This window comes from Advenella mimigardefordensis DPN7, assembly GCF_000521505.1.
Taxonomy (GTDB): domain Bacteria; phylum Pseudomonadota; class Gammaproteobacteria; order Burkholderiales; family Burkholderiaceae_B; genus Advenella; species Advenella mimigardefordensis.
On record NZ_CP003915.1, the window covers coordinates 4,588,035 to 4,602,364 of the forward strand.

Annotated in this window: 11 protein-coding genes; 1 reads left to right on the forward strand and 10 read right to left on the reverse strand. The window is 55.4% G+C overall.

All coding sequences use genetic code 11. From position 1 onward, the window contains the following. Position 1: 1 nt before the first annotated feature. The 10 genes from MIM_RS21065 to MIM_RS21110 form a co-directional block, all read right to left on the reverse strand. A complete protein-coding gene (locus MIM_RS21065; protein ID WP_042070675.1) occupies positions 2-826 on the reverse strand; it encodes an ABC transporter ATP-binding protein in 825 nt (274 codons plus the stop codon). Continuing rightward, positions 826-2,313 (reverse strand): high-affinity branched-chain amino acid ABC transporter permease LivM, encoded by a 1,488-nt coding sequence (gene livM, locus MIM_RS21070; protein ID WP_025374732.1) that lies wholly within the window; start codon positions 2,311-2,313, stop codon positions 826-828. The genes MIM_RS21065 and livM overlap by 1 nt, the downstream gene beginning before the upstream one ends. After that, positions 2,313-3,230 (reverse strand): ABC transporter permease subunit, encoded by a 918-nt coding sequence (locus MIM_RS21075; protein WP_025374733.1) that lies wholly within the window; start codon positions 3,228-3,230, stop codon positions 2,313-2,315. Before MIM_RS21075 ends, livM begins: the two co-directional genes overlap by 1 nt. Before the next feature lie 129 nt (positions 3,231-3,359). After that, complete coding sequence (locus tag MIM_RS21080) at positions 3,360-4,487, reverse strand: branched-chain amino acid ABC transporter substrate-binding protein (RefSeq protein ID WP_025374734.1); 1,128 nt, start codon at positions 4,485-4,487, stop codon at positions 3,360-3,362. 167 nt (positions 4,488-4,654) lie between these two features. Continuing rightward, entirely contained in the window at positions 4,655-5,833 is a 1,179-nt protein-coding gene (locus tag MIM_RS21085) for an NAD(P)/FAD-dependent oxidoreductase (RefSeq protein WP_025374735.1), read from the reverse strand. A 227-nt stretch (positions 5,834-6,060) separates the two neighbouring features. Continuing rightward, positions 6,061-6,963, reverse strand: coding sequence for a transglutaminase family protein (locus tag MIM_RS21090; protein WP_025374736.1), 903 nt, complete (start codon positions 6,961-6,963; stop codon positions 6,061-6,063). Further along, positions 6,963-9,593 carry a circularly permuted type 2 ATP-grasp protein gene (locus MIM_RS21095; RefSeq protein WP_158318764.1) on the reverse strand — a complete coding sequence of 877 codons (2,631 nt, stop codon included), beginning with the start codon at positions 9,591-9,593 and terminating at the stop codon, positions 6,963-6,965. Before MIM_RS21095 ends, MIM_RS21090 begins: the two co-directional genes overlap by 1 nt. A gap of 150 nt (positions 9,594-9,743) precedes the next feature. Next, the gene (locus tag MIM_RS21100; protein WP_025374738.1) at positions 9,744-10,691 is read right to left on the reverse strand and encodes an alpha-E domain-containing protein; all 948 of its coding nucleotides are present in this window, start codon (positions 10,689-10,691) and stop codon (positions 9,744-9,746) included. A 102-nt stretch (positions 10,692-10,793) separates the two neighbouring features. Beyond that, the gene (locus MIM_RS21105; protein WP_025374739.1) at positions 10,794-12,227 is read right to left on the reverse strand and encodes a circularly permuted type 2 ATP-grasp protein; all 1,434 of its coding nucleotides are present in this window, start codon (positions 12,225-12,227) and stop codon (positions 10,794-10,796) included. A gap of 248 nt (positions 12,228-12,475) precedes the next feature. After that, entirely contained in the window at positions 12,476-12,769 is a 294-nt protein-coding gene (locus tag MIM_RS21110) for a hypothetical protein (RefSeq protein ID WP_144084711.1), read from the reverse strand. Positions 12,770-12,807: 38 nt separating this feature from the next. Between MIM_RS21110 and amaB the strand changes: the two genes are divergently transcribed. Continuing rightward, positions 12,808-14,313, forward strand: a complete 1,506-nt coding sequence (amaB, locus tag MIM_RS21115; RefSeq protein WP_025374741.1) for an L-piperidine-6-carboxylate dehydrogenase — start codon at positions 12,808-12,810, stop codon at positions 14,311-14,313. Positions 14,314-14,330 lie beyond the last annotated feature (17 nt).

The following is a 14,330-nucleotide window of genomic DNA, read 5'->3' on the forward strand; positions in this document are numbered from 1 at the left end:
CTTAGTCCTCCACTTCGGTGCCCAGATAGGCAGCGATCACCACGTCGGAATTGCGAATGTGTTCCGGGGTGCCGGCGTCAATCACCTTACCCTGATCCATCACAATAATATGTTCGGAAATGTCCATGACCAGACCCATGTCGTGCTCAATCAGCAACACGGTCACATCATGTTCGCTGCGCAGCTTGCGTATCAGCGCTGACAGTTCCCGGGTTTCACGCGGGTTCAGGCCGGCCGCCGGTTCATCCAGACAGATCAGCCTGGGATCCGTACACATGGCGCGGGCAATTTCCAGGCGACGCTGCCTGCCATAGGATAGTTCGCCGGCAAGCCGGTTGGCGTCTTCAGACAAATTAACGATCTCCAGCCACTCAAAAGCGCGGGCCAGGCTGGCCTCTTCCCTGTCGGAAAAGTCCGGGGTAACCAGCAGCCCGGAGAACAGATTCCGGTTCTGCTTGCGGTGCTGAGCTACCAGCAGGTTTTCCAGCACAGTCATATCCTTGAACAGACGGATATTCTGGAAGGTGCGGGCAATACCGGCACGGGCGACCAGATAGGAACCACCGGTGATCTTGCGGCGCAGCAGATTGCCAATCTCCACTTGCCCTTCGGGCTGGTTCAGACAGATCAGCCCCTCCGACACCATGTAAAAACCGGTAATGCAGTTAAAAACGGTGGTCTTGCCGGCCCCGTTGGGTCCGATCAGCGCGGTAATTGATCCCCTGCGCACATCGAAACTGACATCATTGTTGGCAATAATGCCGCCGAATCGACGCGTCAGATGCTGAACCGACAGTATGGCGTCCTGTTTCATGTCCTGTGCCATTATGCCACCTCGCTTTTTCTGAATACGGAACGTTTCGGCCGCAGCAAACCATTAGGCCGCCAGATCATCATCAGAATCATGAGCAGACCGAAAAGCAGTACCCGATAGCCGGCAAATTCACGCAGAAACTCAGGCAGCAGCGTCAGTGTAAACGCAGCAATGATCACGCCGATAGAAGACCCCATTCCGCCTAACACCACGATCGACAGAATCAGGACTGACTCAAAGAAATTGAACGATTGCGGACTGATAAAACCCTGTGCCGTGGCAAAAAACACACCGGCCAGACCACCAATCATCGCCCCCAGCATGAAAGCAGACAGTTTGACCGTCACGTGGTTGATGCCCAGCGAACGGCAGGCAATTTCATCTTCACGCAAGGCTTCCCATGAGCGGCCGATGGGCATGACGCGCAACTGGGTAAAAAAACGCAAGGCAATCATGCTGATCACGAACAACAACAGATAGACAAAGAGATAGCGGTAATCGCTGTTGTATGGCAGGCCAAGAAACTCGTGAAATGGCACCACATCCCCGCGCGCCCGGCGTACAAATTCCAGATTGAAAATGGTTGGCGCAGGCACCGAGGCGCCATTGGGGCCGCCAGTGAAACTGATCCAGTTCACCAGAACCAGGCGGATAATTTCCCCGAAACCCAGCGTCACAATGGCCAGATAATCGCCGTGCATCTTGAGCACCGGGAATCCCAGCAGACCGCCGCAGAGTGCAGCCAGCAGGGGCGCGAGAAACAGCGCCGTCCAGAACCCGATACCCAGATATTCCGCACCCAGCGCAAGAAAATACGCGCCAACTGCATAAAACGCCACAAAGCCCAGATCCAGCAGACCGGCCAGACCCACCACGATATTTAAGCCCAGCCCCAGCAGGACATAGACCATGGCCAGGGTCAGGTTATTGATCCAGCTTTTACCGAACCAGCCGAAATAGAAGAACACCAGTGGCAACAGCAACCCCACCAGGAACAACACCGGCAGCGCGCCTTTCCATGGATGCTTCTTGCCGCGGCGCTTGGGAATCCGCACGCCCATGGCAATCATGATAAACAGCACAACCAGCACCAGCGCAATACCGGCGCCCCGGTAAATAATGCCAGACAGGCCCAGCACCAGAAACAGCACCATCAGGCCACCGCCCCACAGCACCACACGGAGCAGACGTTTGCCACCGTCGGCGTATTCATCTTCTACCTCAACACCATGTTCGGTCTTGATGAAGTTCTGAATGAAATTCTGCCCGGTCTGCGTCTGTGCGCCCACCGATACGAAAAAACGCACGAACGCGACAATCAGGCCAATAGCCAGACCGTTCAGAAAGAACGGACTGCGGAACCAGTCCAGCGTGAAAGAATATTGCTTGAGCACGAAGTTGGTAATCGGACTGAATACCAGCATGGTCAGAATACCTGCCACGACAGCGTCGCGCAGCGAATGACCAAAGTCAATGGTTGAGGTTTGTGAGGTACTCATTACACTTTCTCCACGGCAGGCCGGCCCAGCAGGCCACTCGGTTTGAAAATCAGCACCAGCACCAACACGCTGAACGAGAACACATCCTTATAGTCGCTGCTTACGAAACCGGCGAACAGGGATTCAAGCACGCCCAGGATCAGGCCGCCCAGCATTGCACCTGGCAATGAACCGATGCCCCCCAGCACGGCGGCGCTGAAGGCCTTGATGCCCAGAATAAAGCCGATATGAAAATCAAAAGAGCCGTAGTTGAAGGTGACCAGCTCGCCGGCAACCGCCGCCATCACGGAGCCGATTACAAATACAGTTGAAATAATTCTGGTGGTGTTGATACCCAGGATCGTGGCCATCTTGCGGTCCTGTTCCACCGCCCGGCATTGCCTGCCCAGACTGGTTTTCTGAATCACCCAGGTAAGGATCATCATGGCAATGAAACTCACGAGCACAATCAGCAAATCGATATAGCGAATCTGGAAGAAGCCGGTATCTGACCCGATGGTAAAGCCACCCTGTATAACCGAAGGCACGCCCTGTACATAGGGCCCCTGGCTGACCTGCACATAGTTTTGCAGCAACAGCGAAACCCCGATCGCCGTAATCAGCGGCGCCAGCCGGTTGGTGGTACGCAATGGTCGGTACACGGTGCGTTCAATATACCAGCCATACAGGCCGGTAATAAACATCGTGACCATGAGGGTAAGCAGCAAGGACAGCGCCAGCGAATCTATGCCAAGAAATGTGAATACGGCAAATGCAATTGCAGTGATATAGGCACTGATCATATAGATTTCGCCATGGGCGAAGTTGATCATGCCGATAATGCCATAAACCATGGTGTAGCCAATTGCAATCAAACCGTAGATGGCGCCCAGCGTGACGCCATTTACCAATTGCTGGCCCAGAATATACCAATCCATGATTGTACCTTTTCAGGGTGAAGACAAAGGTCTGGTGTTTTGCGAAAAAACAGCCATCGCTTCCTGGAAGTGTTAAGGCGGGAAATGCAGACGGCGCATGGTATTGTCATGCGCCGTCCCGTTCAGACTCTACTGTTTGTACTCTACGTACTTGCCTTCTTTATCCCAGACGTACAGCACGAAGTCATTGGATTTAAGATCGCCTTTCTCGTCCCAGCCTTTGTTGCCGGTTACGGTAGGGACAGGGTTAGCCTTGAGCCAGTCGGCCAGCTTGGTGCCATCGGTCTCGTCCTTGTTGGCAGCCAGCGCAGCAGCGACGGCCTGTACGGCAGCATAGGAATAGAGCGTGAAACCTTCGGCATCACTACCGGCCTTTTTCAGTTCTTCGACCACACTTTTGGAAGCCGGATCATTGCGAGGATCTTTCAGAAAGCTCATGTACACGCCTTCTGCGTTCTGCACACCACCCGCCGCCGTTACGAATGCCGGATCGGCGATACCATCATCCGAGATGAACGGTGTTTTCAGACCCTGCTGACGCATTTGCTTGACCAGCACACCGGCTTCAGCATACAGACCACCGAAGAAAACGGCATCGACGTTGGCACCCTTGATTTTAGTAACCAGCGCGTTGTAGTCGCGTTCACCGCGTGTCACACCGTCTTCGAGCACGACTTCAATGCCCAGTTCCTTGGCCGCATCGCGCGTGGCATTGGCCAGACCCACGCCGTAGGTGTCTTTGTCATTGATGATCGCCGCGCGCTTAACTTTGAGCACATCCTTCATGAATTTTGCATCCACTTCACCCTGCTGGTCATCGCGTCCGCAGGTACGCAGAATCGTTGACAGATCACGTTCGGTGACTTTGGGGTTGGTAGAAGCGGGGGTAATGTTCAGAATATTGGCTTCGTCGTAAATTTCGGAAGCGGGGATGGTGCTGGAAGAGCAGAAGTGACCAATCACTGCGGTCACTTTTTCCTGATCAACCAGGCGATTGGCAGCGGCGACCGCCTGCTTGGGATCACATGCGTCATCGGCCGTGACCAGTTTAAGTTGCTTGCCGTTCACACCGCCCTTGGCATTGATCGCGTCAATGGCTGCCTGTGCGCCTGTCTGCAATTGCTTGCCGAAAGCCGCACTGCCCCCTGTCATGGGTGCTCCCAGGCCGATTTTGATTTCATCTGCAGCCAGCGCCGGCGTGCCGAAGGCAGCAGTAAGGGCGGTTGCAATCAATACGTTCTTCAACACTTTATTCATGCTTTTCTCCTGATTGACGAGCATGGGTTCCGCACAGGGCAAAACCGTTTATGTAATGCGACAGGCCCCACGCCAGCCACACGGCTTACCACCAGTTACTACAAACTTGCACTACACCAACAATTTGCATGACACCGCGAAGGTGTACTGTACTACTCTCTCTTTATCTACCACACATTCTGCTCAACGATGGGCTGATTGTTCAAGACACGTTCCCAGCTCATGCGCGAGAGATCAAGACTGCGATACGTTCCAAACTCAATCAGTTCGGCCAGCCCGCGTCCAACAGCGGGTGATTGTTGCATACCATGTCCGCTGAAACCATTAGCGTAAACCATATTTTCTACCGCCGGGTGATAGCCCAGAATCACATTCTGGTCGAAGGTGTTGTAGTCGTAATGACCCGCCCACGCATGCTCGCAGCGCAAGGCTTCGAAGGCCGGCACACGTGCAGCCAGAATCGGCCACAGCAGTTCATCAAACAGCTCGTGCTGAACGTCATAATCGAAACATTCGGGGTCCTGTTCCGGCGGTGGCTGAATACCACCGATAAAGCCTTCACCCTCCGGATGAAAATAGGCGCCGGTCGGATCAATCACCATCGGACAGTCAGCAATTTTTTCGGGGCAGGTGAAATAGAAAACACAGCGCTTGCGCGACTCTTGCGGCAACACCACACCAACCTGGGCCGATAACGCCGCCGCACCGGTCCCTGCCGCATTGACCAGCGTTCCGCAGGTAATGTCCCGGCCACTTCTGAGCGTCACGCCGGTAACCGTTCTGTCGTTTTTATTGATAGCCACGACTTCATCTTCAATATAGGTCACGCCCTGAGCGATGGCCTTGCGGCGAAAGGCGCGCATCATGCCGTAGGCATCGAGCCAGCCTTCGCCGGTCACGCCGTAGGAGCCCAGTGCCAAATCATCCACATTCAGCCATGGCCACGCCGTTTGCAACTGGGCAGGCGTTTTCAAAACGATATTGGCCCCAAGGCTTCGCTGCAGCGCATTATTTTCACGCATGACTGCCTCGCCCCCGGGCGTGGAGAGAAACAGGTAGCCCTTTTCCTGAAAACCCACATCCGGACGGTCGCCATCAACGGCCAGTGTGTCGCCGAAGTGGCGCAGGAATTCGGTACCAAATTGCGAGAGCTGAATATTTTCCGGTGTTGAAAACTGATGCCTGATAGAAGCGGCGGACAAGGCCGTTGCGCACTTCTGATAACTGGCATCTTTTTCAATAACCAGAATGGAACCGTTGAAGGAAGCGGATGCACTGAGGAAATAGGCAAGCGAACTGCCTGTAGCTGCACCACCAACGATCACGACATCAAACCTGCTATTCACGCTGAATTTTTCCGCAAGAAGTTAAGACATGTATCTAAATTCTCATAAGAAAAAAAATTCGTCAATAATTTTTTTAAATTTAAACGTAAATTTTTAAAAGTTATTTTTTGTCGTTATAAATCAATTAGTTATAATCTATAAAAATTGATAAAATCCTATGGAAAACCCTTATGGAATAATAATTCCAACAGGAAATTTGCAATTATCACAATTGAAATAGAAGATGATCAGCGCGCAATTTCACTTTCCGGCATCACTGTGACGGAGGTTTTCAGACCATGTGCACTGCTTCCGTACATCATGCCCCGAATTGGTGATACATCGGAAAAGTCGCGACCCCAGCACAGCGTGATATGCTCCTGGTCTGGAAATACATTATTGGTGGGGTCGGAATCCACCCAGCCATGTCCTGGAATATACACAGACACCCAGGCATGCGAAGCATCAGCGCCAATCAGCCGGGGCTGGCCGGCCGGCGGATGAGTCAGCAGATAGCCGCTCACATAACGCACCGCCAGGCCGATAGCGCGCAGGCAGGAAATCATGAAATGCGCAAAGTCCTGACAAACGCCACGACGCTTCTGGAAGACTTCGAGCACAGGCGTGGCGATGGTAGTGGCCTGAGGGTCAAAAACAAATTCATTAAAGATGCGCGCCTGCAAAGCCTCCACCGCAGCCAGCACCGGCATGCCGGGACGAATCGCCTGTCGCGCCCACTGTTCAATGACGGGTAGCAGCCGGATATGATTCGATTCAAAACGAAACTGCGTGGCTTCAAAATCGTAGGGCATAAACGTTTTGCCCGCCGTATAGCGCAAATGGCTCACCACCTCTTCCCAGGGCGGCGTATGGGCACTGTCGGGTAGCTGGCGACGACTCAGACTCACCACCGAATGGGCGCGCACCGCCAGGCTGGTGTGATCGCCCATCAGGGTGAAATACTGCAGCGGATTGCCAAAGCAATCGAGCAGAAAATCAATCCGGTCCGGTCTCGGATCGATGGTGATGGTATGCGATTCGGGCGTCTGCCAGGGCAGAACGCGCGGCGACAGTCGCAGGATCTGGCGCGACTGGGTTACCGGCGTATGGTAATCATATTCGGTGTCATGCTGAATGTGATAAGTCACCATTACAGGAACTCCTTGTTCACCGCCTCAAGACCGGTATCGCTGGTAATGGTCTCGGTAACAAGAAAATACTGATGGCTGATGCTGTTGGCGTAAATGGACAGGCCGTGAGAAATATCGGCACAGATATCGGCCAGTTGCTGATATATATGCTGTGCGGCAGGCGTTCCCACGGCAAACGGCGCCAGATCAATCGCGTCCATATCGCTCAGTGCCTTTTGCAGGATCTCCCTGCTTTGCGCTTCGTGAATATTGAACGCCGCGCCATTATCCAGCAGGCTCTGGCACAGGTAACACAGCGAGTAGGGGTTGCTGCGATCGAAAACCAGCAGATACAGCACCGCCAGCATCTCTTCTTCGCGATGATAACGGGCACGATAAGTCACGATACTGTAGGCGATTTCCAGCAGGGATTCGAGCATAATGGTTTTGTCATGCTCGCTCTGCTTAAGGAAAAAGCCCAGCGTATCGCTCATGCGGCCAAGCTTTTCAATCAGGCGACCCAGCAACAGAAAACTCCAGCCTTCATCACGCGTCATCTGTTCATGTGTAAAACCGGACAGAATCGAACAACTGGCAAACAGTTCCTGCATGCGTTGTTGCACCACAGTCAGATCCAGTTCGGCATTAGCCAGATAGGAAGGCATATAGTTAACCACCCACCACACGTCAAGCGACAGCTTTTCCCGTATATTGAATGCGCACTGGTGCAGATAATTCACATTGTTGGCCAGCGCACCGCTGAGCGACGACGGTGCCAGCGATGAACCAAGCTGATGACGAATGAAATTACTGTCATAAGTATCGTCGTCACCAATGACTTCACCCGAGGGCACCGGCAGCACATGCAGTTCCGCACCCAGTTTATAGAGCAGCGTGATCAGCGTTTCCTTCTCGGTGACGCGTTCCGTGAGGTTGCGCGTGATGGTGCGTAGCAGCAAGACCGACAGTTCGGCGCGGATGCCATAACGCCCCATCCAGAACAGATTCTCGCCAATGCGTGCCGGCGTGGTCGTATGCGCTGCCAGCAATTGGTCCAGCGTGAGCGGCCTGGCTTCAAACGCATCGGCGGCACCACGCACCCGATCCAGTGCCGGTGGCACCGTGATAACCGGCGGCGTCGCGGCACGCGCCACCCGGCAGACCCACAGGTCTTTGTTGATCTGCCGGTTGCGCGAAGACAATACCGGTGTATTGCTTTTATCTTCTACCCGTACCACACCACCCGGCATGACTCGATAGGATCCATCGTGGGTCAGGCAGGTAAAGACCCGCATGGTAAAACGCCGCATTTGCAGCTGCCTGGACTCCAGATCAATTTCCGGAATGCGTGCCAGCGGCATCACCTCGTGCGCCACCAGCGAGCGCGGGCTCACCTGCAGCCGCTGCAACAGCGCCTCGCGCTGCGCCGGATTCAAATCAGGCACGTATTGCGGGCTGGCGCGCATGGACGAAAAACTGGACTTGAACATCAGTGAATCAAAGTGCTTGCGGGCATAGTCCAGATTGGCTTCGTCGCCGCACCACCAGCTGCGGATAGAATCCATCAGCAGGGGTTCGCCACGCAAGTGCTGACAAATGCCGGGCAGAAACTCAAGCATGCCCGCCGATTCAAGCACGCCGGATCCCAGCGCATTGCACACCGTCACATTGCCCTTGCGGATGGCCTGCAGCAAGCCGGGAATACCGGGATAGTCGCTGCCATACAGCTCCATCGGGTCGCATTCGCTGTCTTCCAGGCGGCGCAACACCACATGCACCCGCTGCAGGCCGCGCAGTGTCTTCAGGTACAGCAGATCGTTGCGTACGGTCAGGTCCAGGCTTTCCGTTATCGGCACGCCCATTTGCCGGGCCAGGAAAATATGCTCGAAATACGCCGGATGTTTAGGGCCGGGGGAAAGCAGCACCGTGACGACATTGCCATCGTCGGCCGACATGCAGGATAAGAGCGTGTGGCGTAGCGTGCGGAAATAATCGGTTTGCGGATGCACCCGCAACTGGTTGAACAGCGCGGGCAGTGCCGTACTCATGATCTGGCGGTTCTGCAGCGCATAGCCCGCCCCCAGCGGCCCCTGTGTCCGATCCTTCAGCACCCGCCACCGCCCCTGTTCATCACGGGCAATATCAACAGCGTATACCTGCAGATGGTTGCGTTGCGTATCCAGCGCATTAATGCAAGGCCATAGAAAGCCTCGCTGCCCGAAGATGAGCGAAGGTGGCACCAGTCCCTGCCGGATCAGTTGCTGCGGGCCGTAAATATCGCGCAGTGTGGCGTTGATCACCGCCGCTCGCTGCGTCACGGCTTGTTCAATAAACCCCCATTCCTGGGCAGAAATCACATACGGAATAACGCTGAGCGATTCCCAGGGTTCAGTGCTGCCTTCTTCGCTGTAGGCATTGTAGATGCTGCCCCGGTTCTGGATGTTTTCAGAGATATACGCCAGAAAGCCCTTGAGATCTTCAGGCGCCAGGATTCTAAGCGCCGACAGCACATAATCCCACTCGGGCGCAAGGCGTCCGGTCTGGTCTCGCAACTCGGAAAATGCGCCGTCCGGAGTGGAGCTGAGTAAGTGTTCCAGGGAAAAGTCCATGCAACCATTGGGGGTGACTTTACAATGGGTTATTGTACGCAATTTCGACCACTCGCCTACCCCTGATATTGAGGATTCTGCCACAACGATGCACCGGCGCCACATCGCATACCGGCGGTAGCGAGCGACGCGCAACAACGCCCTGACTTGTGCCGGCGCACGTCAACCGCAGCCCAATGAGCGCCAGCACTGCTATTGAACCTGCTGCCACAGGAAATCATCGTTAATACCCTGGCCGATCACATCCAGTTTCTCCATGTACCTGGTCAGCCAGTCATGCAGGCCGGCCTTGAATATTTCATCGATCGTGGTATAGCGCAGGTCTGCATCCAGCCGTCCTGCCAGGCGCAGCGTTTCATCGGATTTGGCATTACGCACTTTTTGCAAGTGGGCCAGCAACTCGCGCGAGGAGTGAGCCAGTGAATGCGGCATATCCGGATGCAGCACAATCAGCTCAATCACCCGTTTGGGATCAACCGTTTCACGGAACACCTGGCGATAGATTTCCAGGCCGGAGAGCGAACGCAGCACTGCCGTCCAGTGATACAACTGTGTCACCAGCTTGCGCTTGTCATCGGCCGCATTTTCGAGGTAGAAGCGGATTTCCAGCATACGTGCCGTATTGTCGGCACGTTCCAGATAGGTCCCCATGCGCATGAAGTTGTAGGTTTCATTACGCAGCATGGTGCCTTCCTGCGCCCCGAGCGTCTGCAGCGAACGGGTTTTGATCCATTCGAAAAACCGCGTCGGATTGCTGGCCAGTACCGGCGTCTTGAGCAGGCGGTTCATCTCCAGCCAGGTGAAGTTGATGGTTTCCCAGACTTCGGAGGTCACAGTGCCGCGTATCGCCCGCACATTTTCCCGCGCCAGCCGGATGCACGAGACGATGGAAGAAGCGTAGTTCTTGCTGTTGACCACAAAATCAATCACCCGATCTGCACTGATCTCGCCACATTCGGTCTCATACTGCTGCAGCGCTTCGAGGGTGGCCAGCACACTGCGCCAGCTATAATCCGAATGATCTTCGTCATTGGTCATGAGGGTCGTCTGGTAACAGACCTCCAGCAGACGCACGGTATTTTCTGCCCGCTCCAGGTAGCGGGACATCCAGTAAATATGATCGGCGGTACGACTTAACATGATTCTTCCTTATTTTCATTCGACAATATTGCAGTCTGCTGTCGGCGCGATGGCGCGCTCATTCAGGCTTGCATTGGCCCGCACTGCTTGGGCGGCGGGTTTCTAACCGCGCCGGTTGATAACCCAGGTATCTTTGGTGCCGCCTCCCTGCGAGGAATTGACCACCAGCGACCCCTCTTTCAGGGCCACACGGGTCAGTCCACCCGCAGCCATCCGGATCGTCTTGCCCGATAGTACGAACGGCCGCAGGTCCACATGACGCGGAGCAATACCGGCTTCCACGAACGTTTGGCAGGTGGACAGCGCCAGGGTGGGCTGGGCGATATACTTGGCCGGGTCCTTTTTGATCAATTGCTCGAACATGACCAGTTCGTCGCGTGTCGCCGCCGGCCCCACCAGCATGCCGTAGCCGCCGGCGCCATGGGTTTCCTTGACCACCAGTTCCTTCAAATGGGCCAGCACATAGGCCCTGTCCTCGTCGTTGCGGCACATGTAGGTAGGCACGTTATTGAGCAGCGGCTTTTCGCCCAGGTAAAAGCGGATCATGTCTGCCACATACGGGTAGACCGATTTATCATCGGCGATACCGGTGCCGATGGCATTGCACAGCGTCAGATTGCCCGCCTTGTAGGCGCGCATCAGGCCCGCCACGCCCAGCACCGAATCCTTGCGAAACACTTCGGGATCAAGGAAATCATCATCCAGGCGGCGATACATCACATCGACACGCTGCGGCCCCTGCGTGGTTCGCATATAGACATAATCGTCCTTGACGAACAGGTCTTTGCCTTCAACCAGCTCCACGCCCATTTGCTGCGCCAGAAAGGTGTGTTCGAAGTACGCGGAGTTGTACATGCCGGGGGTGAGCACCACAATCGTCGGCTTGTCGATACCGTCGGGGGCCGATTCGATCAGGGTTTCAAGCAATAGATCGGGATAATGCGCAATGGGCGTTACCTTGATTTTGCTGAACAGATCCGGGAACAGCCGCATCATCATCTTGCGGTTCTCCAGCATATAACTCACGCCTGAGGGCACGCGCAGATTGTCTTCCAGCACGTACAACTCCCCTTTGCCGGCACGCACAATATCAATGCCTGCAATATGTGCATAGGTGCGATGCGGCACATCCAGACCGACCATTTCCGGGCGATATTGCGCATTATTGATGATCAGCTCCGCGGGGATAAGCCCGGCGCGAATGATATCTTTGTCATGGTAGACATCATGCAGGAACATATTCAGTGCCCTGACGCGCTGCTCGACACCACGCTGCAGGGCATTCCATTCCCTTAGCGGAAATACCCGGGGAATAATGTCAAACGGAATGGTTCTCTCGGTGCCATCGCCATCGCCCGACACGGAAAACGTGATGCCCACCTGCTGAAACAGCGCCTCGGCTTCTTCGCGCTTGTTCTGCAGCAGATCGGCTTCCTGTCGATCCAGCCATTTTAGGTATTCTTCGTAATGCTTGCGGGGGACGGGTTTCTTCTTCGCCTCTTCCAGCCATATCTCGTTATAAAACTTGGGAGCCATAAACCTGTTTCCTTTGTTAACTGATTATGAAGATTGCCAAGCAAAAGTGATGCCACTTTCGGCCTGCAGCAGGGCCATGGCCCTTCGGTCATGCCGAACAGGGAAAGTACGAATGGGACGTCACCTCCGTTAGTGTTAAATTTCCTTTAAGAAATTTTTTGACTTTAAGAAAGGATGGCAGTACGCTACACACTTGCATGACCATTGAATGCGCATTGCCTGCAGTACGTATCCGGCCAGTATCAGCATCACGCCGGCATCGCTGCCGGCAATTCAAATGTCATCATGCCTGTCGTCACAGCGCCCTTCATCGCAGCATCTTCTGTACCGGCGCCTTCCCGCCAAAGGGCAGGTGAGCGTCGGGCAAGACAGGGGCGAGAGCGCTGGCCGGTGTTCGGGTTAAAGATTTCAGTCGTAATTATTTTTGTTGTGTTAACAATAGCATATAAGATGGTATCGCCTGCAGCCAGCACGGTATGAACGTTGTTGGCAATTATTAACAGTTCAGGTACTGCCGCCTGTGTGCGCATTACTCGCGTCAAACTATTGCCGGTTCTGCCGGCCAACAAGGAAACCGAAAATGGATTCAGTCAAGCAACTCTTCAGCGCGCTGGGCATTGCCCAGGAATCGGTCACCGGCGGTTCACTGCCGGTTCACTCGCCGATTGACGGGGCACGTATTGCCGACGTCAGGGAACACACAGCACAAGAAACAAACCAGGCGATTGAACAGGCGGTTGCAGCCCAGAAAGCCTGGCGCTCTGTGCCGGCGCCTCGTCGCGGTGAACTGATCCGGCTGCTGGGTGAAGAACTGCGCGAACACAAGGCGGCGCTGGGTCGTCTGGTGTCGGTCGAAGCCGGCAAGATCACCGCCGAAGGTGAAGGCGAAGTGCAGGAAATGATCGACATTTGTGATTTCGCCGTCGGCCTCTCGCGCCAGCTGTATGGCCTCACCATCGCTTCAGAACGCCCCGGCCATCGCATGATGGAAACCTGGCATCCGGTAGGCGTGGTCGGCGTAATCACCGCCTTCAATTTTCCGGTGGCCGTATGGTCATGGAATACGGCGCTGGCGCTGGTGTGCGGCAATGCAGTGATCTGGAAACCCTCAGAGAAAACGCCCCTTACTGCACTGGCAACGCAGGCGCTGTTTGAACGCGCGCTCAAGCGCTTTGGCGATGCGCCGGCACATCTGGCACAGGTCGTCATTGGCGGGCGCGAGGTGGGCGAAGCACTGGTAGACAGCCCCAGGGTCGCGCTGGTATCGGCCACCGGCTCCACCCGTATGGGTCGCGAGGTCGGACCGCGCGTGGCGGCTCGCTTCGGCCGCAGCCTGCTGGAGCTGGGCGGCAACAACGCCATTATCGTGAGCCAGTCGGCCGACCTGGATCTGGCCGTGCGCGGCATTCTGTTTGGCGCTATCGGCACTTGCGGCCAGCGCTGCACGTCCACCCGCCGCATTATTGCGCATCGCGACGTGGTGCAGGAACTCACTGCCCGCCTGAAGAAGGCCTACGCTTCTGCCACCATCGGCAGCCCGCTGGAAGCCGGCACACTGGTCGGCCCGCTCATCGACCAGGCCGCCTTTGATGCCATGCAGAAGGCGCTGGCTCAGGCAGCAGAACAGGGCGGCACCGTTACTGGTGGCGAACGTGCGCTGCAGGAGCGCTTCCCCAATGCGTTCTATGTTCGGCCAGCCATTGTGGAAATGCCCGGACAAACCGACGTGGTACGTCACGAAACCTTTGCACCCATTCTGTACATCATGAGCTACGACACGTTCGACGCCGCCATCGAGATGCAGAATGACGTGCCACAGGGCCTGTCTTCTGCCGTGTTCACCACAGACCTGCGTGAAGCCGAGCAGTTCATGTCGGCCTCGGGTTCCGATTGCGGTATTGCAAATGTGAACATCGGTACTTCGGGCGCAGAAATCGGTGGTGCTTTTGGTGGTGAAAAGGAAACCGGCGGCGGTCGTGAATCAGGCTCCGACGCATGGAAAGCCTATATGCGGCGTGCCACCAACACTGTCAATTACTCACGCGAATTGCCACTGGCTCAGGGCATCCGCTTCGGAGAAGACTAAGCGCCATAGGTGAAGGC

Excerpts from the sequence above, each read along its gene's own strand:
- MIM_RS21065 (WP_042070675.1), bottom strand. The coding sequence starts at position 826 with ATGGCACAGGACATGAAACAGGACGCCATACTGTCGGTTCAGCATCTG.
- livM (WP_025374732.1), bottom strand. The coding sequence starts at position 2,313 with ATGAGTACCTCACAAACCTCAACCATTGACTTTGGTCATTCGCTGCGC.
- MIM_RS21075 (WP_025374733.1), bottom strand. The coding sequence starts at position 3,230 with ATGGATTGGTATATTCTGGGCCAGCAATTGGTAAATGGCGTCACGCTG.
- MIM_RS21080 (WP_025374734.1), bottom strand. The coding sequence starts at position 4,487 with ATGAATAAAGTGTTGAAGAACGTATTGATTGCAACCGCCCTTACTGCT.
- MIM_RS21090 (WP_025374736.1), bottom strand. The coding sequence starts at position 6,963 with ATGGTGACTTATCACATTCAGCATGACACCGAATATGATTACCATACG.
- MIM_RS21100 (WP_025374738.1), bottom strand. The coding sequence starts at position 10,691 with ATGTTAAGTCGTACCGCCGATCATATTTACTGGATGTCCCGCTACCTG.
- MIM_RS21105 (WP_025374739.1), bottom strand. The coding sequence starts at position 12,227 with ATGGCTCCCAAGTTTTATAACGAGATATGGCTGGAAGAGGCGAAGAAG.
- amaB (WP_025374741.1), top strand. The coding sequence starts at position 12,808 with ATGGATTCAGTCAAGCAACTCTTCAGCGCGCTGGGCATTGCCCAGGAA.